This is a genomic window from Kitasatospora sp. NPDC057940 (genome assembly GCF_042887425.1).
GTDB lineage: Bacteria > Actinomycetota > Actinomycetes > Streptomycetales > Streptomycetaceae > Kitasatospora.
In genome coordinates, this window is the sequence record NZ_JBHVPH010000002.1 from 234,626 (window position 1) to 255,471 (window position 20,846).

At 72.1% G+C, this 20,846-nt stretch carries 19 protein-coding genes; 8 read left to right on the top strand and 11 right to left on the bottom strand.

Features of this window, described 5'->3' with window-relative positions; translation table 11 throughout:
* Nucleotides 1-144: 144 nt before the first annotated feature.
* From ACFVTF_RS04600 to ACFVTF_RS04610, 3 genes are all read left to right on the top strand, one after another.
* Nucleotides 145-381 carry a hypothetical protein gene (locus ACFVTF_RS04600; RefSeq protein WP_387808908.1) on the top strand — a complete coding sequence of 79 codons (237 nt, stop codon included), beginning with the start codon at nt 145-147 and terminating at the stop codon, nt 379-381.
* Between the two features lie 289 nt (nt 382-670).
* Nucleotides 671-2,419, top strand: coding sequence for an ABC transporter ATP-binding protein (locus ACFVTF_RS04605; protein WP_387808911.1), 1,749 nt, complete (start codon nt 671-673; stop codon nt 2,417-2,419).
* Between the two features lie 61 nt (nt 2,420-2,480).
* Nucleotides 2,481-3,122: a nucleotidyltransferase domain-containing protein gene (locus ACFVTF_RS04610; RefSeq protein ID WP_387808914.1), complete on the top strand. Its 642-nt coding sequence runs from the start codon at nt 2,481-2,483 to the stop codon at nt 3,120-3,122.
* Between the two features lie 49 nt (nt 3,123-3,171).
* On the opposite strand, the gene ACFVTF_RS04615 is transcribed toward ACFVTF_RS04610, so the two are convergent.
* A complete protein-coding gene (locus ACFVTF_RS04615; protein ID WP_387808917.1) occupies nt 3,172-3,744 on the bottom strand; it encodes a dihydrofolate reductase family protein in 573 nt (190 codons plus the stop codon).
* Between the two features lie 391 nt (nt 3,745-4,135).
* Between ACFVTF_RS04615 and ACFVTF_RS04620 the strand changes: the two genes are divergently transcribed.
* Entirely contained in the window at nt 4,136-6,292 is a 2,157-nt protein-coding gene (locus ACFVTF_RS04620; RefSeq protein WP_387808920.1) for a HelD family protein, read from the top strand.
* Between the two features lie 81 nt (nt 6,293-6,373).
* Here the strand turns inward: ACFVTF_RS04620 and ACFVTF_RS04625 are convergent, their stop codons facing one another.
* Nucleotides 6,374-8,416 (bottom strand): BTAD domain-containing putative transcriptional regulator, encoded by a 2,043-nt coding sequence (locus ACFVTF_RS04625; protein WP_387808922.1) that lies wholly within the window; start codon nt 8,414-8,416, stop codon nt 6,374-6,376.
* A 111-nt stretch (nt 8,417-8,527) separates the two neighbouring features.
* On the opposite strand from ACFVTF_RS04625, the gene ACFVTF_RS04630 reads away from it, so the two are divergent.
* Nucleotides 8,528-9,406 carry an alpha/beta fold hydrolase gene (locus ACFVTF_RS04630; protein WP_387808925.1) on the top strand — a complete coding sequence of 293 codons (879 nt, stop codon included), beginning with the start codon at nt 8,528-8,530 and terminating at the stop codon, nt 9,404-9,406.
* 109 nt (nt 9,407-9,515) lie between these two features.
* Here the strand turns inward: ACFVTF_RS04630 and ACFVTF_RS04635 are convergent, their stop codons facing one another.
* The 5 genes from ACFVTF_RS04635 to ACFVTF_RS04655 form a co-directional block, all read right to left on the bottom strand.
* On the bottom strand, nt 9,516-10,823 hold the full coding sequence (locus ACFVTF_RS04635) for a nucleotidyl transferase AbiEii/AbiGii toxin family protein (RefSeq protein ID WP_387808928.1): 1,308 nt from the start codon (nt 10,821-10,823) through the stop codon (nt 9,516-9,518).
* Nucleotides 10,820-11,515 (bottom strand): hypothetical protein, encoded by a 696-nt coding sequence (locus tag ACFVTF_RS04640; protein WP_387808931.1) that lies wholly within the window; start codon nt 11,513-11,515, stop codon nt 10,820-10,822. Before ACFVTF_RS04640 ends, ACFVTF_RS04635 begins: the two co-directional genes overlap by 4 nt.
* A gap of 198 nt (nt 11,516-11,713) precedes the next feature.
* Entirely contained in the window at nt 11,714-12,643 is a 930-nt protein-coding gene (locus ACFVTF_RS04645; protein WP_387808934.1) for an ADP-ribosylglycohydrolase family protein, read from the bottom strand.
* Between the two features lie 185 nt (nt 12,644-12,828).
* Nucleotides 12,829-13,986 carry a hypothetical protein gene (locus ACFVTF_RS04650; RefSeq protein ID WP_387808936.1) on the bottom strand — a complete coding sequence of 386 codons (1,158 nt, stop codon included), beginning with the start codon at nt 13,984-13,986 and terminating at the stop codon, nt 12,829-12,831.
* A 187-nt stretch (nt 13,987-14,173) separates the two neighbouring features.
* Nucleotides 14,174-15,151 (bottom strand): phosphotransferase, encoded by a 978-nt coding sequence (locus ACFVTF_RS04655; protein ID WP_387808939.1) that lies wholly within the window; start codon nt 15,149-15,151, stop codon nt 14,174-14,176.
* Between the two features lie 100 nt (nt 15,152-15,251).
* On the opposite strand from ACFVTF_RS04655, the gene ACFVTF_RS04660 reads away from it, so the two are divergent.
* Nucleotides 15,252-16,121, top strand: a complete 870-nt coding sequence (locus ACFVTF_RS04660; protein WP_387808941.1) for a C40 family peptidase — start codon at nt 15,252-15,254, stop codon at nt 16,119-16,121.
* A gap of 299 nt (nt 16,122-16,420) precedes the next feature.
* On the opposite strand, the gene ACFVTF_RS04665 is transcribed toward ACFVTF_RS04660, so the two are convergent.
* From ACFVTF_RS04665 to ACFVTF_RS04675, 3 genes are all read right to left on the bottom strand, one after another.
* Nucleotides 16,421-16,837 (bottom strand): arsenate reductase ArsC, encoded by a 417-nt coding sequence (locus ACFVTF_RS04665; protein ID WP_387808944.1) that lies wholly within the window; start codon nt 16,835-16,837, stop codon nt 16,421-16,423.
* On the bottom strand, nt 16,830-17,891 hold the full coding sequence (gene arsB, locus ACFVTF_RS04670; RefSeq protein WP_387808947.1) for an ACR3 family arsenite efflux transporter: 1,062 nt from the start codon (nt 17,889-17,891) through the stop codon (nt 16,830-16,832). The genes ACFVTF_RS04665 and arsB overlap by 8 nt, the downstream gene beginning before the upstream one ends.
* Before the next feature lie 98 nt (nt 17,892-17,989).
* On the bottom strand, nt 17,990-18,388 hold the full coding sequence (locus tag ACFVTF_RS04675) for an ArsR/SmtB family transcription factor (protein ID WP_387808950.1): 399 nt from the start codon (nt 18,386-18,388) through the stop codon (nt 17,990-17,992).
* Nucleotides 18,389-18,468: 80 nt separating this feature from the next.
* Here ACFVTF_RS04675 and ACFVTF_RS04680 point away from each other — a divergent pair, with 80 nt between their 5' ends.
* Complete coding sequence (locus tag ACFVTF_RS04680; protein ID WP_387808953.1) at nt 18,469-18,957, top strand: ArsI/CadI family heavy metal resistance metalloenzyme; 489 nt, start codon at nt 18,469-18,471, stop codon at nt 18,955-18,957.
* 112 nt (nt 18,958-19,069) lie between these two features.
* Here the strand turns inward: ACFVTF_RS04680 and ACFVTF_RS04685 are convergent, their stop codons facing one another.
* Nucleotides 19,070-20,341: an MFS transporter gene (locus ACFVTF_RS04685; RefSeq protein ID WP_387808956.1), complete on the bottom strand. Its 1,272-nt coding sequence runs from the start codon at nt 20,339-20,341 to the stop codon at nt 19,070-19,072.
* A 77-nt stretch (nt 20,342-20,418) separates the two neighbouring features.
* Here ACFVTF_RS04685 and ACFVTF_RS04690 point away from each other — a divergent pair, with 77 nt between their 5' ends.
* Nucleotides 20,419-20,781 (top strand): MerR family transcriptional regulator, encoded by a 363-nt coding sequence (locus ACFVTF_RS04690; protein ID WP_331744938.1) that lies wholly within the window; start codon nt 20,419-20,421, stop codon nt 20,779-20,781.
* Nucleotides 20,782-20,846 lie beyond the last annotated feature (65 nt).

Here is a 20,846-nt window from a genome sequence, read left to right on the forward strand (position 1 = left end):
TGACCGGGAAATCGAAGTGCGCGCCTGTCGAGTTGGACAATCCGGAAGAGTCATCAAATTTTCACATTTTGCGCAATCGATGCTTGTGCATTGCGGAGGTGAGGATGACGATGGACCGAGGGGGACTTCGAAAGAAGGTTGGTCATGTCATTCCTCGGACAGTTCCGGTCCTTCGGTCGGTTCCGTGACGACTGGGGCGGCGGTGGTCGCGGTGGCGACTACGGCGGTTTCGGCGGTGACCGTGGCGGCTACGGCGGCTACGGAGGCTACGACGACTTCCGCGATGACTTCGGTGGCGACCGTGGCGGCTACGGCGGCTACGGAGGCGACCGTGGCGGCTACGGAGGCTACGGCGGAGGCTACGGCGGAGGCCGGTGGTAAGGATCGCTTCCCTGTGAGAGCGGGCCGGGCACGTGTGCCCGGCTTTGCCGTGTGGGCCGGGAGTGACCCCGTGCGGGCCCGTGCCGGCCGTGCGTGTGGAGACCTTCCATTTCCGGAGCAGGGCCTCTTTGATCGGGAGTTCCTCTCAATCCGGAAGTGATCTGGGCTCGGGGACGATCGAGAAGACCGTGAGATGACGAGGAAACACAGCCTTCGGCTGGCTCTGCGACGCTTGGTCACGGTCGCCGAGTCATCGGACGTGGTCGCCGCGGCACCGCCGGTCCCGCTCATGGGGATCTTCCGGCGCTTCTGGCCCTACACCAAGGGCGGCCGCCGGTGGCTGGTGGTGCTGCTGGTCCTGGTCGCGGTGGGCCCGGCGATCGAGGCGATGGAGATCTGGCTGTTCAAGATCGTCATCGACGACATGCTCATTCCGCACCGGCTGAACCTGTTCCTGCCGATCGCCCTCGCCTACGCGGGACTGACCCTGGTCTCCGGAGTACTGGGCTTCGCCCAACGGGTGATCTCCACCTGGGTCAGCGAACGCTTCCTGCTCATCCTGCGGTCGGACGTGTTCCGGCACATCCAGGGCCTGTCACTGGGCTTCTTCGAGCGACGGCGGCTCGGCGACGTGCTGTCCCGGGTGACCGGAGACGTGGACGCGGTCGAGACCTTCCTGCTCTCCGGCATCGTCAACGCGCTCGGCCAGTTGGCGCGGCTCGGCATCTACGTCGGCCTGCTGCTGGTGCTGCGCTGGGACCTGACCCTGGTCGCGCTGGTCGCCGCGCCGCTGTTCTTCCTCACCGCCCGCCGCTTCGCGAAGCTGATCCGGGCGGCCTCGCGCGAACGCCGCCGGCGCAGCGGCTCGATCAGCGCGGTCACCGAGGAGACGCTCGGCAACATCGCGCTCGTCCAGGCCTACAACAGGCAGGACTGGGAGCACGCCCGGTTCCAGCGCGAGAGCATCGGCCGGTACCACGCGGCGATGGCCTCGACCAGGATCGGGGCGCTGTACGGGCCGACGGTCGACTTCGTCGAACTGCTCGGCGGCCTGGTGGTGATGGGCCTCGGGGCCTGGGAACTCGTGCACGGCCGGCTCACCTTCGGTGGCCTCATCGTCTTCCTCACCCTGCTGAGCAGGCTCTACGGTCCGATCCAGAGCATGTCCGGCCTCGGCAACACCTTCTACGCGGCCTCCGCCGCCGCCGAGCGGATCATCGAACTGCTCGACCAGCGTCCACAGGTGACCGATCCCGCCACTCCGCGGCCGCTCGGCCGGGCCCGGGGCGGGATCGAGTTCGACGACGTCACCTTCCGTTACCCGGACGTGGAGGCGTCCGCGCTGTCGGAGGTGTCCTTCGCGGTGGCGCCGGGGGAGACGCTGGCCCTGGTCGGCGCCAGCGGCGCGGGCAAGTCCACCGTCGCCAAGCTGCTGTTGCGCTTCTACGACCCGGACGACGGCGCGGTGCGGCTCGACGGCCTCGACCTGCGCGACCTCGCCCTCACCGACCTGCGCGAGAACGTCGCGGTGGTGCTCCAGGAGACCCTGGTCTTCCACGGCACCGTCCGGGAGAACATCGCCTACGGGCGCCCCGAGGCGAGTGAGGCCGAGATCCTGGAGGCGGCCCGGGCGGCGGACGCGCACGAGTTCATCACCCGGTTCCCGGACGGCTACGACACCCTGGTCGGCCAGCGCGGCAGGCTGCTCTCCGGCGGCCAGCGCCAGCGCATCGCGATCGCCCGCGCGATGGTCCGGGACGCCCCCGTCCTCATCCTCGACGAGCCCACCACGGCCCTGGACGCGGAGTCGAGCCAACGGATCATGGGCCCGTTGCACCTGCTCATGGCCGATCGCACGACGATCATCATTTCGCACAACCTGCTGACCGTCCGCGACGCCGACCAGATCGTCCTGCTCGACCAGGGCCGGATCGTCGCCCACGGCACTCACGCCGAGCTCCTCCTCAGCAGCCCCGTCTACGCGGGCCTGCACCGGTTGCACCAGCCGCCGGGCGAGTCCGTGAAGGTCGTCCCCTGAGACGTGCCCGGGTGCACCGATCTCGGCCACGGCCCTGCGGGCCCGTTGGTAGATTCCTCGCGTGAGCGAGCAACTGCCCGGCGGTGGGATCGAGCTGTCGGCCGACGAGATCGCGGCCCTCGACGACAGGTGGTCGTCGTGCTGGACGCCGGACGAGGTCGCGCGGCGGTTGGCGGGGATCGGCACGCCGTGGTGTGTGGCCGCGGGGTGGGCGCTGGACCTCTTCCGGGGCGGGCAGGCGCGTGCGCACGGGGACATCGAGATCGCGGTTCCGGCCGCGGGCTTCCCCGAGGTCCGCAGTCGCTTCCCCGGGTACGTCTTCGACGCGGCGGGCAGCGGCCGGATCTGGGAGGACGCCGCACCGGGGGTACTGGCCGCCACCCATCAGACCTGGCTGCGCGATCCGGCGACCGGCGACTACCTGCTCGACGTGTTCCGCGAACCGCACGACGGCGACGTCTGGATCTGCCGGCGCGATGAGACGATCCGGTTTCCCTACGGCGACATCATCCGCCACACGGCAGGTGGCATCCCGTACCTGGCGCCCGAGCTGGTCCTGCTGTTCAAGGCCAAGCACCTCCGCCGGAAGGACCAGGCGGACTTCGACACGACCGTCCCGCTGATGACCCCGGCCCAGCGCGGGACCCTGGCCGAACTGCTCGCCTGCGTACACCCGGGGCATCCCTGGCTCGCGGACCTGTAGCCCCCGCGCAGTCGTTGGCGCGGGGGCCCTTCCGGGTCTGCGGGGAGCGTCAGCGGACGACGTCGAAGACCTGCTTCTGCAGACCGTTGGGGTAGACCTCGTGCTCGACGAGCGTCAGCTTCTGGGTGTCCTTGTCCGTGGTGCTGAACAGGCGCTTGCCCGCGCCGAGCAGGAGCGGGAAGACGAGCAGGTGGTAGCGGTCGACCAGACCGGCGTCGGAGAGGGCCTGGTTCAGGGTCGCGCTGCCGTGCACGATGATCGGGCCGCCCTCGGTCCGCTTCAGCGCGGCCACCTCGTCGAGCGAGCGCAGGATCGTGGTCTCGCCCCAGTTCGACACCAGGTCGTCCTCGGTGAGGGTGGTGGAGACGACGTACTTCGGCATCACCTTGTAGTCGGCGAACTCCGCCATGTCGGGCCACACCGAGCTGAACGCCTCGTAGCTGACCCGGCCCAGCAGCATCGCGGTGGCCTCCTGCTGCTCCCGCCCCTTGATCTCGAAGGCCTCGGGAAGGAACTCGATGTCCTTGAAGGTCCAGCCGGAGTTCCGGTAGCCGGGCTCCCCGCCCGGGCCTTCCACAACGCCGTCGAGCGAGATGAAGGCGGTGCTGATCAGGGTGCGCATCTCTGGTTCCTCGGTGTCTCGGGTCTGGTTTCTTCCGGGCCTGCCGACCTGGTCGGCACCGGACGCCCTGCGGCCGGCCGCCGATGTGATCAAGGTAGCCGGGCCGGCCGAACGAGGCCATCAGCCGGGGCCGGAGTGCGTTGCCGTCAACCCCTGGGGAACCCGCCGTCGTCCACGACGGGATTGCTCCCCGCCTGGTCGCCTACCTGCGGCCTCGACGTCCTCGGTGATCACTCGCGCGGTAATGGCTGATGTTTCGTCATGTTTGGTGCATGGGTTGAGAGTTGGGGAATCGTGAGGCGGAGGGCGCAGCGGTGATGCGTTCGTCAACTTTTACTTTCCCCCGCCCGCCCCCGCATAGTGACGGCCCGAACCCGAGAGGAGGCCCGTCGTGCCGTACAGCGATGACCGTGCCGAGTGCCAGGTGCAGGCGGAGAACGCGCAGGTGGGGGCCGTGTGCGCCGAGTACGACCGGCGCCTGGAGCAGACGCGCGCCGAACTGGCCCGTACCCTCGCCGCGCCCGCCGACGGCGCCGGGGCCGTGTACGAGCGGGACCTGGCGGCCGCGCGGTGGGCCGGGGAGGTGCGCCGCCTGGAAGGCGCCGGCCACGGGCTGGTGTTCGGCCGCCTCGATGCCGCCGACGGCACCACGCTGCGGATCGGGCGCCTGGGCCTGCACACCGAGGCGGACGAACTGCCGCTGCTGGTGGACTGGCGGGCCGAGGCCGCCAGGCCCTTCTACGAGGCCACGCCCGTCCACCCGATGGGCCTGCGGCGCCGGCGCCACCTGCGTCTGGACGGCCGCACCGTCGCCGCCGTCAGCGACGAACTGCTGGACGGCTCCGACCCCACCCGTGAGGACGTGATCGGAGACGGCCCGCTGCTGGAGGCCCTGTCGGCCCGGCGCACCGGACGCATGGGCGCCGCGGTCGCCACCCTCCAGGCCGAGCAGGACGCGATCGTCCGCTCCCGCCACCGGGGGGTGACGGTCGTGCAGGGCGGCCCCGGCACCGGAAAGACGGTGGTGGCCCTGCACCGCGCCGCCTACGTGCTGTACGCCTTCCCGCGCGCCGCCGAACGCGGCGTCCTGGTGCTGGGCCCCAACGCCCGCTTCCTGGACTACATCTGTCAGGTGCTGCCCTCGCTCGGCGAGAACGACGTCGCCCTGGCGACCTGCGCCGACCTCGCCCCCGCCATTCCCGGCCCGGTGGCGCCCGAGGAGCCGCGGGCCGCCCGCCTCAAGGGCGACGCCGCCCTCGCCGACGCCCTGGCCGCCGTGGTCCGCGCCCACCAGGCCCCGGCGGCGGACGGCCTGGCCATCCGGGTCGGCCAGGAGGAGGTGCACCTGCCGCAGTCCGACCTCGCCGCCGCCGCCCGCGCCGCCACCGCCGACGGCCTCGCCCACAACCGTGCCCGCGACCTGTTCAAGGACCTGCTGGCCGACGCCCTCACCCGCGCCCTCGAACGCGACACGGCCGACACCCTCGACCAGCTCGACGCCGAGGTCGCCCAGCTCACCGGCCTCAACCTCGACCGCGTCGCCGCCGGCGACCTGCGCCGGCTCGGTCTCGACGGCTCACGTGGCCACGGCGCCGCCGGTACCGACGACGCCCCGGGTATCGACGGCCCTGTGGGTACCGGCGGCACCGCCGGTACCGACGGCACCTTCGACGCCGAGGCCGTCCGCGCGGCCCTGCTGGACGACCCGCACCTCGACCGCGTCCTCGACACCCACTGGCCCGTCCTCACCCCGCACGACGCCGTCCGCGCCCTGCTCACCGACCCCGCCGCCCTCGCCGCCCACCTGCCCCACCTCTCCGACGACCAGCGCGCCCGCCTGCTGCGCGCCCCCGACGCCCCGTGGACCGACGCCGACCTGCCGCTGCTGGACGAGGCCGCCGCCCTGCTCGACGGCCCCCCGCAGCGCAGTTGGGGCCACGTCGTCGTCGACGAGGCCCAGGAACTCACCGCGATGCAGTGGCGCGCCGTGCTGCGCCGCTGCCCCACCCGCTCGATGACCGTCGTCGGCGACTTCGCCCAGGCCGGCCCCGCCGCCCAGGCCCGCGACTGGCACGAGGCCCTCCACCCGCACACCGGAAGCCGCTTCGACCTGCACACCCTGACCGTCAGCTACCGCACCACGCAGGAGATCCTCGCCGCCACCACCGACCTGCTCGCCCGCATCGCCCCCGACCAGACCCGCGCCCGCGCCATCCGCCACGGCGAACCCCCGCGCACCCTCACCGCCCCGGCCCACGGCCTCGCCGCCGCCGTCCTGGCCGAACTGCGCGCCCAGACGGCCGCCCACCACGGCGACCTCCTCGCCGTGGTCTGCGCGGACGCCCGCCTGCCGGAACTGGAGGCCGCCGGGCTGCCCGGACACGTCCGCCTCGTCCCCGCCTCCGAGGCGCGCGGCCTGGAGTTCGACGCCGTCCTCGTCGTCGACCCCGACCAGATCACCGCCGCCCGCCCGGCCGGCGAACGCGACCTGTACGTCGCCCTCACCCGTGCCACCCGCCGCCTGTGCGTGATCAGGACCTCGGGGTAGGCGGGGCGGGAGCGGGTCCGGGTCCGGCCCGGTGGACGGCGAGGTGCCGGCCGGGGGCGCTGGGTACCCGGGCAGCGTCGCCTACCCCGCTCCGGCGCATGCCTCAGCCTCCGCCAGGTACCGTGCCACCGGTCCCAGCGTCAGCATTCCACTGGCGGCGCCGGCGTGTTCCGCACGGGCACCGCGCAGGGCAGCCCCGGCGCGTGCGGCGATTCCGGGCTCGCCGAGGCGTACGGCGGCGCGGGCGGTCAGGCACCACATGGCCTCCTGCATGTGGTCGCGCGCCGGCTCGGGCGCCGCGGCGAGTGCGGTACGGGCCTCCTCGACCCGGTCCTGGGCCAGCAGCACGAGGGGGCGCGCCCAAGGCCGGTACGGGCCCCAGTCGAGGTGCGGGTCGGTGGGCGCGGGCCGGTCGTGCAGCAGGCGCAGCCCGAGGAGGGCGAGCGCGAACAGGCCGCGGTGCAGCCCCGGCATTCCGGCCCGCTGGAGGGCGTTCTCGGCGGCCCGGTAGTGCGCTGCGGCCGTGGCGGCGGTCGGCCCACCGGGTTCGGTGCTGCGGGCGGCCGTGGCCCGGGCCCGGAACCACCCGGTGAGGACGGGGACGAGGGGCGCCTCGGTGGCGGCGGCGACTCGTTCGGCAGCCTCGGCGTGCGAGGCCGCGGCGTCGAGGTCGCCGAGGGCCGAGGCGGACTGGAGGCGGACGAGTCGGCCGAGCACGGCGAAGTTCGGCAGCTCGTGCCGGGCGGCCACGTCGAGGATCTCGGCGCCGATCCCGTCCCGTACCGCCGCGAGCCCGGGGCGGGTGAAGGACTGCAGGAACACCCCGTTGAGGGCGAAGACCAGCAGGGCGGGATCGGCCAGGCCCCGCGCCAGCGCCTCCGCCTGTCGTGCCGCCTGCTGGGCGCGGCCCAGCTCGGCCGCGGACAGCTCGGCTGCGGACAGGTCGGCGCTGCGGCTCTCGACGGCGACCGTGGCCAGGAGGCGGGCCGACAGGTCGGCGGGGCCGTCGGGGCCGAGCGCGGCGAGCGTGCGTTCGGCAGCCGCGACGACCGCGCGGGACTGCTCGGGGTCGTCGGCCCGGCTCCAGATGGCGGGCACGTCGTAGGCGCCGATGATCCGGGCGGTCAGGAGGAGGTCTCCCGTGCGTTCCGCGGCCTGAATGGCGGCGAGGCGGTCGCGCCGCGAGTGGACCAGGGCGTCGCCACCCGCCAGGGCGAGGGTGCGGGCCAGGTCCACGGTGGTGCGCGGGCCTAGCCGGACGCCGGGGCCGCTCCACCCGGTACGGGGGCCTTCGAGGGTCGCGGCCCCGTTGAGGATGTCCGTCTCCAGACGCCGGAGCCCGGCCCCGGGGTCGAGCCCGAGTTGATCGACGAGCATCGCGCGGGCGCGGCGGAGGGTGGCCAGCGCGTCGGCCTGGCGGCCCGCGCGGTACAGCGCTCGGGCCAATAGCCCCCAGGCCGGCTCGCGCCACGGCTGTTCGGCGACGTGGGCGCCCAGTTCGGCGACGAGACCGGCCCCTGCGCCGAAGTCACCGAAGTCACCGGATTCACCGGATTCACCGGAGCCGAGGAGGAGACGGGCGCGCAGTTCCACCGCCTCCAGCCGCAGTTCCTCCAGCCGGGTCCGCTCGCGTTGCGCCCATGCGGCGCCGGTCACATCGGCGTAGGCGGGGCCGCGCCAGTCCTTGAGTGCCGCGCCGAGGTCGGCCACCGCGTCGGGGGCGGGCACCGTGTCGGGGCTGGTCAGGGTGTCATGGCCGGGCACTGTGCCGGGGCGGCGTCGGGCGCGGGCCAGGGTGTCCTGGAACCGGTGGACGTCCACGTCCTCGCGCGGCAGGCGCAACGCGTAGCCGGGCCCTTCGGTGACGATGACGCGCGGCGGATCGCGGGGCGGCCGGTCGGGTTCGAGGGCGCGGCGCAGCGCGGCGACGAACGTGCGCAGAGCGCCCACGGCGCGGACCGGTGGATCGGTCCACAGGTCGTCGACGAGGGTGTCGGTGGTGACCATCCGCCCCTCGGCGGCGACGAGCCGGGAGAGCACCTCACGATGGCGGGGGCCGCCCAGGTCGATCGGGCTGCCGTCGTCGCGGAGGGCTCGCACGGCACCGAGCACGTCGATTCGCATGCCCCCATCCTCCGTGCCGGGGGTCGGCTGCGCTTGACCGTACTGATCCGTTGCTGATCGCCGTGGCCCAGGCTGGTCCGGTCAGCCCCCGACCGACAAGGATGGCTCTTCATGACGCTCACCATTCCCGGCTTCGATCACGTCCGCCTGCCCGGTGCGGACGGGGTGGAGCTGGCCGCCGCCGTCGGCGGCAGCGGGAGCCCGGTCGTGCTGTTGCACGGTTTCCCCCAGACCCACCTGATGTGGCGACACGTTGCCGAGCGGCTCGCCGACGAACACACGGTGATCTGCCCCGACCTGCGGGGCTACGGCGCCAGCGACAAGCCGGCGGCCACCGACCCCGAGGTGTACGCCAAGCGCGCCATGGCCGCCGACGTCGTGAACGTGGCGGCCGCCCTCGGCCACGAGCGCTTCGCCCTCGTCGGCCACGACCGGGGCGCCCTGGTCGCCTTCCGGGCGGGGCTGGACCACCCTGAGACCGTCACGCACCTGGGCATCCTCGACATCGTGCCGACCCTCGACATGTGGAACGTCCTGCACGGCGTCCCGGCGGCGGTCGGCTACCACCTCTTCCTGATGGCGCAGCCGCCGGGCCTGCCGGAGGTGATGATCGCCAACAGTGCGGACGCGTTCTTCGGCTCGTTCCTCGACTCCTGGGCCAACGACGCGACCGCCGTTCCCGAGGACGTCCGTGCCGAATACCTGCGGGCGAGCGCGGCGGCGGTGACGTCGATCGTCGCGGACTATCGGGCCTCGGCGGGCATCGACGTCACGCACGACCGAGCGGACCTGGACGCGGGGTCGCAGCTGGCCATGCCCGTGACGGTCGTCCAGCAGGACTGGGGCGCGCAGCTGGGCTACGACGCGGCCGCGGTGTGGAAGGCGTGGGCGCCGGACCTCGACCACCGGCTGACCCGCGCGGGGCACTTCATGGCGGAGGAGGCGCCCGACGAGATCGCGGGGGCGATCCGGGAGCTGCTGGCCCGCTGAGCCGTCCGTTCCCGGGTCGCCGACCAGCCGGGCCATGGTCGGTCGGCGAGCCCTGGGATTTCGGGGGTCGGGCTTCTCTTCCTGTGCCGGGTGCCCGCCCGGGCCGGTGTCAGCTGTGGGTGCCGTCCGTCGGGTGGTCGGTGGCGAGCTCGGTGGCGTAGCGGGCGGCGGCCTCCGTCAGCTTGCGGGTCTTCCGGTCCGGATTGTCTCCGAGGTGGGCGGCGACGGCGCGGCGGGCGTCTTCGAGGTTGCCCCCGAGGCCGCCGCCGAGCAGTTCGCGGGTGATCACCAGGGAGTTGTCCGGGGCCATGTACCGCTGGGACATCCGTTGCTGGACCTCGTCCATGCCCTCGCGCGCCAGCACCTCCCGCAGTTCCTCGATCAGCGGGGCCAGCCACTGGGCGCGCAGTGCGTACTCGCCGTGGTCGGCGAAGGTCGTGTGGAGCGCGGCGAGCAGTTGCGCCGGGTACTCCTCCACGGAGTCGGCGAACTGCGGGTAGTCCTTGGCGAATTCGTCCCAGTCGACGTAGAGTCCGGCGATCTGTTCCGGGAGGAGCGGGCAGCGCGACCAGGTCTCGTCGGACTGGGTGAAGACCTGCCGCAGCAGGTCGTAGGGCACCTCGTCGGTGCGCGAGAGCAGGATCGCGTCGTAGAGGTCCTTGCCCTGGGGGTGGTCGTCCGAGGCCAGCCAGAGGATCTTCCACGCGAGGGAGAGCTGTGGCGTGGCGGCGAACAACCGGCCCGTGACGCCGGGGAGCTGGTAGGACTCCGGTGGGACGGGCAGGTGTTCGGTGAAGACGAAGTCCAACTGGACGGTCCCGCCCGGGATGCCGGGTGCCGACCACGGCAGGACGAGCCGGCGCCCGGGAATCCGGCTGTACGTCCAGATCTCGTCGCTGACCGCCTGGTCCGCGTGCAGCCGCACCGCGCCCGAGAGCCGTTCGGCGTCGGCGGCGAGCTCCTCGAACATGCGGTCCGTGCGCTCGTCCTCCAACTGCCAGTCCGTCGGGCGGACCACGAAGTCCAGGTCCCCCGGCTCCCGCGCCTGCTCGCCGTACCAGGCCCGCAGCAGGACGCTTCCGCGCAGGACCAGGTGCTCGGCCCACGGCGAGCCGGCGACGGCGGACAGCACGGTGTTCAGCGCCTCGCGTCGCGCGGCGAGCCACGGTTGGGCGAGCTGCGGGTCGGTGAAGGCGGGCTCACTGGGCCGCAGGGCCCGGGCGTACCCGGCGAGGGCGGGGTCGAAGACCGGCTGCTGGCTCACCGCCTCGTCGTCGATCGGCCGGATGCTCCTGGGCAGGCCCCGGTCCTCGCGGACGTCCTCCGACGGCGGCTGCCGGGGAAGCAGGACGCCCTGCCACGGCCCGTATTGCAGTTCCTCCCACGCCACTGGCGACTGGGGCTGGTCCTCGGTCATCGCGGGTCTCCCTCTTGCTCTTGCTCGTGCTTCTGTTCGCGTTCGTGGTTCTGTTCGTGCTCGTGCTCGCTGATCCAGCCCTCGTCCAGGGCCTCGTCGCTGTCCACGGCGACGAACTCGCGCTCCACCGACACCACCTCGCGACCGTCGGCGGCAAGGCCCTGGAGCAGCGCCTCCAGGCGGTGGCCCGCGGTGTTCAGGCCGACCAGGCGGCACCGCTGGGTCACGAACCACTCGCGCCGGCCGTCGTCGCGTATTCGGCGCGGGTTGTGCGACAGGTGCGCACCGTGGCGGACGGCCAACTCGGCGAGGTCCGCGAGGCGGGCGGGGTCGGCGGGGTCGGCGAGGTCGGCCGTGGGAAGCGGGCCCGGAAGCAGCAGCTTGACGTGGTGTTCGAAGTACCGGTGCGCCCCGTGCGGCACGGCGTCCTCGTCCGAGACCGGAACGCCCTCGGCCCACGGCGTGGCCTCGATCTTCGCCCGTAGGACCGTGAACCCGGCTTGAGTCAGCCGGCCCGTGGTGCGGGACGTCGCCGCGGCGACCTCGTCCAACGAGCCGTCGGCGCGCAGGGTGAGCATCGGCTGCGAGGGCGCCGCACCGCGCGCCAGCAGGATGTGGGTGAACTTCAGGCCGTGACCGTCGGCCCACCCGGCCAACGCCTCGGCGGCGCCGGGCTCCACGGTCAGGTGCACCTCGAAGTCCCCCCGGAGGTCGGGAGGACCGGACCGGTCGTCACGGTGTTGGTCAGGACGGATGGCGAGCATGGGAGCATCCTGCCAAGCCCCTACGACAACACCTCGCCCGCCCGGGTTCGCAGCGAGCTTTCGCCGGACCGGTCGCGGTCCTGTCGTCATACCGGTCGGCGGCGCGTCGCGAGTTCTCGGGCGAGATCAGCCCCCGAGGCCGTCCACCAGATCAAGGAGATCGGACAGTTGCAGGACCCGTCCGCCGGAACCCGGCAGCGGGATGTGCAGCGGCTCGGTCCACCGGGAGGGGATCGCGTCCAGTCCGTAACGGGCACCCGCAAGCCCGCCGGTGACCGCGGCGACGGTGTCCGTGTCGCCGCCCAGGTCGATGGCCGCGCGCAGCGCGCCCTCGAAGGTCGTCGTGGTGCGCAGAGCCCAGACCGCTGACCCCAGGCAGGGCCAGACGGCTCCGTTGAACTCGGTTGCCTGGTCCGGATGCCAGTCGGGATCGAGGACCGTCGCGTATCGCGAGCGGTGATCGGGATCGATGAGCGTCAGAACGTCAGGGAGCGCGTGGAAGGCGTCGTCGCCTTCCAACGTGACGCGTATGAGTTCGTGGAAGATCGCGGTGCCTTCCCAGGCGGCGCGGTCGCCGTGGGTGAGGGCGGCGATGCGTCGAGCGGCATCCATGGTGGCGGCCTGTCCCGCACGTGCGAAGTGGACCGCGGATGTCGATGCCCGCATCAACGAGCCGTTACCTGCTGCCCGCAAGTTGACCTGGAAGTGGATCGCGGCAGCCAGGTCCCAGGGCATGCCGTTGGTGAGGACGTCCTCGGTCTGCAAGCCGATGTCCTTGGGTTCGGATGCCGCCCACCGCTGGAAGCGGCCGAAGACGTCCGGCAGGTCCAGCCCGCCCCGCTGGACCAGTGACTCCGCCACCAGTACGGCCATCTGCGTGTCATCCGTGGCCTCGCCAGGATCCCAGCCGCCACCTCCGCACATCTCAGCACCGGCGCCGGGGACGGGGAACCGCGCAGAGAACGCTCCTGGGGGGCCGAACTCGAAAGGGGCTCCGAGCGCGTCACCCACAGCCGAGCCGACGACCACGCCAGCGGTCCGCTGAATCCGCTTCATCTGTGCAGGCTATCGGTGCGGTCGGTGGCAGGCGTCGGGCAGACGGTCGGTGACGTTCTGTCGCTCGGGCGGCTGTCGATCCCGGTGAGCCCGCGACCTGCTGTCTTGCTGGCGAGCGCCGTCGGCCGGCGGAATCGACCTTTGGTGCCGGCCGCTGAGGCCGGGGCCGTCGCTGTGTCGGTGGGTCAGTTGGTGGGGGGCGAGTTGGTGGTGCTGCGGTCGTCGAGGACGATGCGCGGCTGGTGCAGGCGGTCGTTGCCGGTCTGCTCGTCGGCGGGGCGGGTGCTGTTGATGACGGCGGCGATGCGCTCGTAGCTGGTGACGGCGAGGGCCCACGTTCCGATGCTGGTGCAGTTGCCGCTGCCGCTGCCGACTCCGCTGTAGGCGGTTTCCCGGAGGGCGTTGAGGAGGGCGATGGTGCTGGGGCCGGACAGGATCGTGTCCTCGTTGCCGTCGTTGACCGGCTTCGAGAAGTGGTCGGCGCCCTCGGCCTGGGCGGCCAGGAAGTCCCAGGTCTCGGGGTGGCAGGAGATCGCGACGGTCTTCACGGCTGCGGCCTTGAGGAGGGTGTTGACGTGGTTCTCCCAGACGAAGGGCTCCGGGATGAGAGCGGACACGTCGTCGGCGCGACTGCTCGGGAGGCCGTCGATGACGGCTTGGTCCGGTGCGACTGCTTCCGTGCCCTCCGGATCGACCTTCTTGTCGTGCTCCGTGGGGCCGGAGGGACGGAACCGGTCTGCGAGTTGGGCGGCGACCTCGGTCGCGATCTGGCTGAGCTGGTCCTCGGTGAGGACGTGCGGGGAGGTCGGCGTGTCGTCGGGACGGGTGGTTTCGGACACGGTTGTCTCCTCGCTGTCGGTTTCCGCGGTCTCGCCGACCACGGAGGGGGAGGCCTGCTGCGCGGCCTGCTGCGCGGCCTGCTCGGATACCGGGGGTTCGGCTTCGGGGAGCTCGTTGGTACCGGGGGAGTTGGTGCTGACATCGCCGCTGGTCGGGTGAACGGCTTCCGTCGCCTGGCCCACGGCCTCGGGGGAGTCGACGGCGGGCCGAGGCGCTTCGGCGGGGCCGCCGTCCGGGGAGACGCGGCCACTGTTCTGCCGAGTGCTGAGTTCGTTGCGAAGGTTGCCCAACTGGTGGTGGAGCCTGCGGTTGGCCTCCTGCCGTTCTTTGGCGATCGCTTCGAGGAATTCGTCGTGGTGTTCGCTCAGGCCGGCCGCCAGCGTCGCGGTGAATTCGGCCCGGAGGCTGTCGGTGTGGTTGCGGATCTCCTCCAGGCCGGCCTGAAGGGCCGTCCCGACTTCTGCGCGTAGCAGTTCGACCTGGTGGGCGGTGCCCCTCGCCATGTCCCCTCCTGATCTCGCACACCCGGAGGGGTGGCGGTGGGTACAGCGTGGCGGCAAGGGCCCGTGCGCGATGAGTGGATCGGGGGGACTGTCGAGAACGTGTCGATCACCGTCTGGAATCGGATCATCACGCAGATGTGTCACATTGTCGGTTGATAGACCGAATGGAGCGTCATGCTGGTGTTCGTCACGGTGCGGACTCCTTGTCGGAGTTCCGGAGGATGTCGGTGGTCCAGGCCGGCCTGATTGCGTGCCAGCTGTACCGGTAGCCGTTGGTGCCGTGGTGGGGCGTGGTGAGGATGTGGTGGAACTCGCTCCATGCGGCGAACTCGCGCCAGGAGCACCCGGGAAGACCGCGCTGCTCGGGATGGCGGTTGTAGGCGGCTACGGCCTTGCGGATGGTGTCCTCGGGCAGGGGGCCGGCGGTCATGGAGATGGTGACGATGATCTTGGCGAGGTCGTAGCCGAAGGGGGCGAGGGTGAGGGAGTCGAAGTCGACGACGGCGACGGTGGTGTCGGTGATGAGGAAGTTGCGCGGGTTGGAGTCCTTGTAGAAGGCGGCGGGCATGGTGGCGGCCCGCTCCAGCCAGTCGTCGATCGCGTCGGGGGTCAGGAGCGGGGACGGTACGGTGCCGGTGGCCAGAAGCCGGTGGAGGCGCGAGCGGCGGCTGTCGGCGAAGTCGTCGATCGTGACGGCGGCGGTCGTGACGGCGCCACTGGTGTGAGGTGCGTTCATGCGGGCGGCGTGCAGGTCGTGGGTGTGGGCGGTGGTGTGCTGGTGGCCGAGGAGGTCGGCCAGGGCCAGCAGGTCGTCGGGGGTGCCGTGGTGGCCGTCGAGGTGTTCGTAGTCGATCGCGCTGGGGTGGACGTGGACGACGTGGGGGACGCGTACGTCGGGGTTGGCGCGGGCGATCCAGCGGTGGTGGGCCAGCGAACGCTGCTGGGTGTGGGGGTCCGTGAACGTCTTGGTGAAGGTCCTCGTCATGTGTGTGGTGCTCCTCAAGCGCGGCTGCTCTCCCGAGATCGCGGCCACACCGGCCCCGCAGGACCGCGCTGTCACAGGGACGGTACCGGCGTGCGGCGGACGTTCACAGGTGGCGTATAGGGACGCCCCCTGCCCCGGCAAGCGAGGGGCCCGCCTGGGGGCGGGGCGACTGTGTCTCATCAACTGTCCGATTCGGCATGGGCGTTGATGCCGGGCTTTCACAGGAGGATGGTCAGTCCCGTAACCCGTCCCGTCCCGGCTCGGTGAAAGAGGACCTCCGTTGAGAACGAACACTCGTGGTATCGCTCTGGCCAGTCTGCTGGTCTGCCTGGTGGTCGCCCTGCTGGCGGCGGTGACGCCCCCGGCCCGGGCCGACGCCGCGTCCGAGCCGGCCGACGACGCGTGTGCCGCGCAGGGCACTCCGATATCGGAGGCCGCCGGCCGGGCCATCGCCGCCGCCTGCAGCCAGGTCGCCGCCGGTACGTGGTACACCTGGGGCGGCGGCCACGGCACCACCCCCGGCGCGACGTACGGCCAGGTCGACCCCAGCGACCCCGAGCGCTCCGGGAACGACCCCTTCCGCGTCGGTTTCGACTGCTCCGGTTTCGTTCGCTGGGCCTGGTCCCAGGCCGTCGGCAGCGACGTCGTCGGGCAGCAGGACGCCGCCGGGATCTCCCGCCTGCCCGGACAGCAACTCGGCCGCGACCAGGGTGTGCTGCGCCCCGGCGACCTGGTCTTCTGGGGCCTGTCCCACGTCCACCACGTGGCGATCTACCTCGGCGGCGGAAAGATCGTCGAGGCCCGGGAATCGGACACCCACCTCATGGTGTCCGACTTCTCCAGCCACACGGCCGCCGACTACGCCGGCGCCCTGCGCTACACGCCGGACGTCCCCGCGGGCGCCGACCGCCGGACCTGGAGCAGCGGGGTGAACATCCGCCCCACCCCGTCGACCGCCAACCCGCCCGTCGCCGTCCTGCCCGGCCCCACGACGGTCCGCATCCAGTGCCAGCAGCACGCCGAGAAGGTCGAGGCCGAGGGCTACGTCAACGACGCCTGGTCCTACCTGCCGGACTACCGTGGCTGGATCAGCAACATCTACGTCCAGGGACCGGCCTGGCTCGACAACATCCCCTCCTGCACCACCTGACCCCGTCACACGTAGGCAGGACGGCGCAGGCGTGCGACGAGGCCGCCCGAGCCCCCACGACGGTGCGGGCTCGGGCGGTCAGGCCCAGGGGGGGTGCCGGTTCCCTCGGCCCACAGGGCCGGGGCCCGCCGGTCGATGGCGTGGATGCCGACGTTCGCGCAGAACGCGGCGGCGGCCTTGGTGAACGAGCTGGTCGTCACCACGGTGACCGCGACCAGAGCCGCGATGCCCGGCGTCAGCGCGTACGGCGTCGGGGTGTGCCCGGCGCGTAGGACTGCCCTGGGGCTACCGGTGGGCTCTCACGCGCTGGGCTGGATGCCGAGGTCGGTGAGCAGGCCGCGGATCCGGGTCTCGATCCGGTCGCGGATCGGGCGTACGGCGTCGACGCCCTGCCCGGCCGGGTCGTCGAGCGTCCAGTCGAGGTAGCGCTTGCCGGGGAAGTACGGGCAGGCGTCGCCGCAGCCCATGGTGATCACCACGTCGGAGGCCTGTACGGCCTCGGTGGTGAGGATCTTCGGAACCTCGGCAGAGAGGTCGACGCCGACCTCGGCCATGGCCTCGACCACGGCGGGGTTGACGGTGTCGGCGGGGGCGGAGCCGGCGGAGCGGACCTCGACCCGGCTGCCCCCGAGGTGGCTGAGGAAGGCGGCGGCCATCTGGGAGCGTCCGGCGTTGTGGACGCAGACGAAGAGCACGGACGGCTTGGGCTCAGGCACGGACGGAACCTCCGGGGGCGGCGGGCTGGGGGAAGAGGCGGCGGGCGGCGAGGGCGACGTGGACCAGGCCGATGAGGACGGGCACCTCGATGAGGGGGCCGACGACTCCGGCGAGGGCCTGGCCGCTGGTGGCGCCGAAGGTGGCGATGGCGACGGCGATGGCCAGTTCGAAGTTGTTGCCGGCGGCGGTGAACGCGAGTGTGGTGGCCCGCGGGTGGTCCAGGCCCACCGCGCGGCCGAGGAACAGGGAGCCGGTCCACATGAGCGCGAAGTAGACCAGCAGGGGCAGCGCGATCCGGGCGACGTCCCACGGCCGGGAGGTGACGGCCTCGCCCTGGAGGGCGAAGAGGATGACGACCGTGAACAGCAGCCCGTACAGGGCGAAGGGGCCGATGCGCGGGAGCAGCGTGCCCTCGTACCAGGTGCGGCCCTTGGCCTGCTCGCCCAGGCGTCGGGTGAGGTAGCCGGCGGCGAGGGGGATGCCGAGGAAGATCAGCACGCTGCGGGCGATCTCCCACACCGACACGTTCAGGGCGGTCTGTTCCAGGCCGAGCCAGCCGGGCAGGACGGACAGGTAGAACCAGCCCAGCGCACCGAAGGTGACGACCTGGAAGACGGAGTTGAGGGCGACGAGGACGGCGGCGGCCTCCCGGTCGCCGCAGGCCAGGTCGTTCCAGATGATCACCATGGCGATGCAGCGGGCGAGGCCGACGATGATCAGCCCGGTGCGGTACTCCGGCAGGTCGGGCAGGAGGAGCCAGGCGAGGGCGAACATCAGCGCCGGGCCGACGACCCAGTTCAGCAGCAGGGAGGGGACGAGGAGGCGGCGGTCGCGGGTGACGGTGTCGAGGCGGTCGTAGCGGACCTTGGCGAGCACCGGGTACATCATCACCAGCAGGCCGAGCGCGATCGGCAGCGAGACGCCGGAGACGGTCACCCCCGCCAGTGCGCTCCCGAGGCCGGGCACCAGGCGGCCCAGTCCGATGCCGAGGCCCATCGCGGCCAGGATCCACAGGGCGAGGTAGCGGTCCGTGAACGACAGTCGGGCCGCCACCGGGGCGTTCGGTCTGGTCGGTGCGGCTGGTGCGGCTGGTGCGGTCGGTGACTTCGGCGTGTTCGGCGTGTTCGGCGTGTTCGGCGCGTTTTCGGTGCTCACGAGGCGGACCCGGTGGGTGCGGGCAGGGGCTCGGCCGCCGGGCGGGCCAGGATGCCGGCGAGGCGGTCGGTCATCTCGGGGACCAGCCGGTAGTACACCCAGGTGCCCCGGCGCTCGCAGTCGATCAGTCCGGCCTGCCGCAACAGCTTCAGGTGGTGGGAGATCGTCGGCTGGGAGAGGTCGAAGGCCGGGGTCAGGTCACACACGCACACCTCGCCCCCGGCCCGGGAGGCGATCATCGACAGCAGCCGCAGCCGTACCGGATCGCCCAGCGCCTTGAACACCCGCGCCAGTTCCACGGCCTGGTCCTCGTCCAGCGGGGCGGTCAGCAGCCCGGGGCAGCATCCGTCCGCGTCGTCGTCCTGGCCGAGCACTCGAAGTTCCTGATTCGACATACGTCTATGTTGACGAACTTCGATCCAGGGCGCAAGGTTGCATCGACAGACATCGATCCAGCCTGTTGGGGAGAACCGCCATGTCCCGCGTCCAGCTCGCCCTGCGCGTCGCCGACCTCGAAGGCTCCATCGCCTTCTACTCCAAGCTCTTCAACGCCGAACCCGCCAAGCGCCGCCCCGGCTACGCCAACTTCGCCATCGCCGAGCCCCCGCTCAAGCTCGTCCTCATCGAAGGCGAGGCCGGTGAGGACACCCGCATCGACCATCTCGGCGTCGAAGTCGCCACCACCGACCAGGTCACCGCGGCCGCCGCCCGCCTCACGGACGCCGGCCTCGCCACCTTCGAGGAGAACGACACCTCCTGCTGCTACGCCCTCCAGGACAAGGTCTGGGTCACCGGCCCCGGCAAGGAGCCCTGGGAGGTCTACGTCGTCAAGGCCGACGCCGACACCCTGGGCAAGAGCGCCGACGCCGCACCTCAAGGCAAGGGGGCAATCGACGCCGCACCGCAGGGCTGCTGCGCCGGTACCGAGGAGACGGCTGCCGCAGGCTGGGCCTGCGGCAGCTGACGACGCATCCGGAGGCCCGTAGTCCGGCGGACCTGCGTGCGCAACCAGCAGTACTCCCGCCACCACGGTCTCGGGGATTGCCGCAGCAGAGCCGACCGGATGGCCGGACCGTTCAGCCGGTCGGGTGGTCGGTCGGGCGGCCGGTGCGGCGGCCGGTGGGGCGGGGGAAGCCGTGGTGGTGGGCGGCGACGGTGACGGTCAGGGCGGCGGCGAGCAGGACCAGGGCGGACCAGGGCAACGTGCTCGGGCCGCCGTGGTCGAGGAGGACACCGCCGGTGAGCGCGGCGCCGGCGATGCCGAGGTTCCAGCAGGTGACGAGCAGGGACTGGGCGATGTCCCCGGCCGGGCCGGCCGCGTCGGCCACCGCCGTCTGCAGGAGGGTGGCGGCGCCGCCGAAGGCGAGGCCCCAGACCGCGGCGCTGCCGTAGACGGGCCAGGAGGTGCCGGTGAGCAGGGCGGCGGCGACGGACAGGGCCGCGGCGGAGAGCAGGGCACAGGCGGCGATCGTCAGGGTGCGCAGGTGGCGGTCGATCAGCGCCCCGGTACCGAGGATGCTCACCAGGGAGGACAGTCCGAGGACGAGCAGGACGGTGTCGGTCCGGCCGCCGAGCCCCAGCGGCGCGAGCAGCGCCGCGACGTACGTGTAGAGCAGGTTGTGGGCGAGGACGAAGGCCGCCGTGACGGTGAGGACGGCCGTCACCCCGGGGACCCGCAGCACCTGCCGGACGGGGGTGCGGGCATGGCCGGGCCGCCCCGGGACGGCCGGGAGCGCGACGAGCATCCAGGCGGTGAGTGCCACGGCGACGGCGCTCATCAGTCCGAAGGTGGTGCGCCAGCCCACCAGCGCGGCGACCAGGGTGCCGGCGGGCACGCCCACCGACAGGGCGACCGTCGAGCCGCCCATGGCGACGGCCATCGCCCTGCCGCGCTGCTCCGGCGCGACGATGCTGCGGGCGTACCCGGCCAGCAGGGCCCAGAGCAGGCCTGCGACCAGGCCGGCGGCGAAGCGCGCTGCCATGGTGAGGGGGTAGTTCGTCGAGACCGCGGTGACGGCGTTGGCCGCGGCGAAGCCGCCGACGGACAGCAGCAGCAGGCGCTTGCGCGGCCAGCCGGCGGTGGCGGCGGTCAGCGGTATGGCGGCCGCGATGGAGCCGGCCGCGTAGAGCGTGACGGACTGCCCGGCGCCGGACTGGCTGACGCCGAGGTCCGCACTCATCGCGGGCAGCACGCCGGCGGGCAGGGCCTCGGTCATGATGGTGACGAATCCGGCGGTGCTCAGGGCCAGCAGGCTGGGCCAGGGCAGCCGGGTGGCGGGCCGGTTCGGGGGCTGGGGAAGCCGGGTGGCGGGCGGGTTCGAGGGGCTGGGGGAGTGGAGTTCGGGCATGGGCCCGATCGTCTATCCTTGACATCCGTGTCAAGGTCCAGTCCGGAACGGCACCGGTCGGACGTGAGGGTGGTCACATGCGTATCGGCGAACTCGCCCGGTTGACGGACACTCCTCCGCGCCTGCTGCGCTACTACGAGCAGCAGGGCCTGATCACCGCGCACCGCGAGGCGAACGGCTACCGCTCCTACGACGACTACCTCGTCGACCGGGTCCTGCAGATCCGCGGACTCCTGGACGCCGGACTGCCCACGCGGATCATCAGGCAGATCCTGCCCTGTCTGGACAGCCCGCGGACGATCCACTTCGCCGACGCCACACCGGAGATGATCGGCACCCTGGAGTCCGAGACGGAGCGGATGACCCGTCGGATCCAGTGCCTGACCCGTAACCGTGATGCCATCCGGGAGTACCTCACCGAGGTCAGGAGCCGAGCCTGAGGCGTGAGCCCGAGGTGGGTGTCTGATGGTGTGGCTTGACCTTGCCATTGGTGTGATGGTTGGAC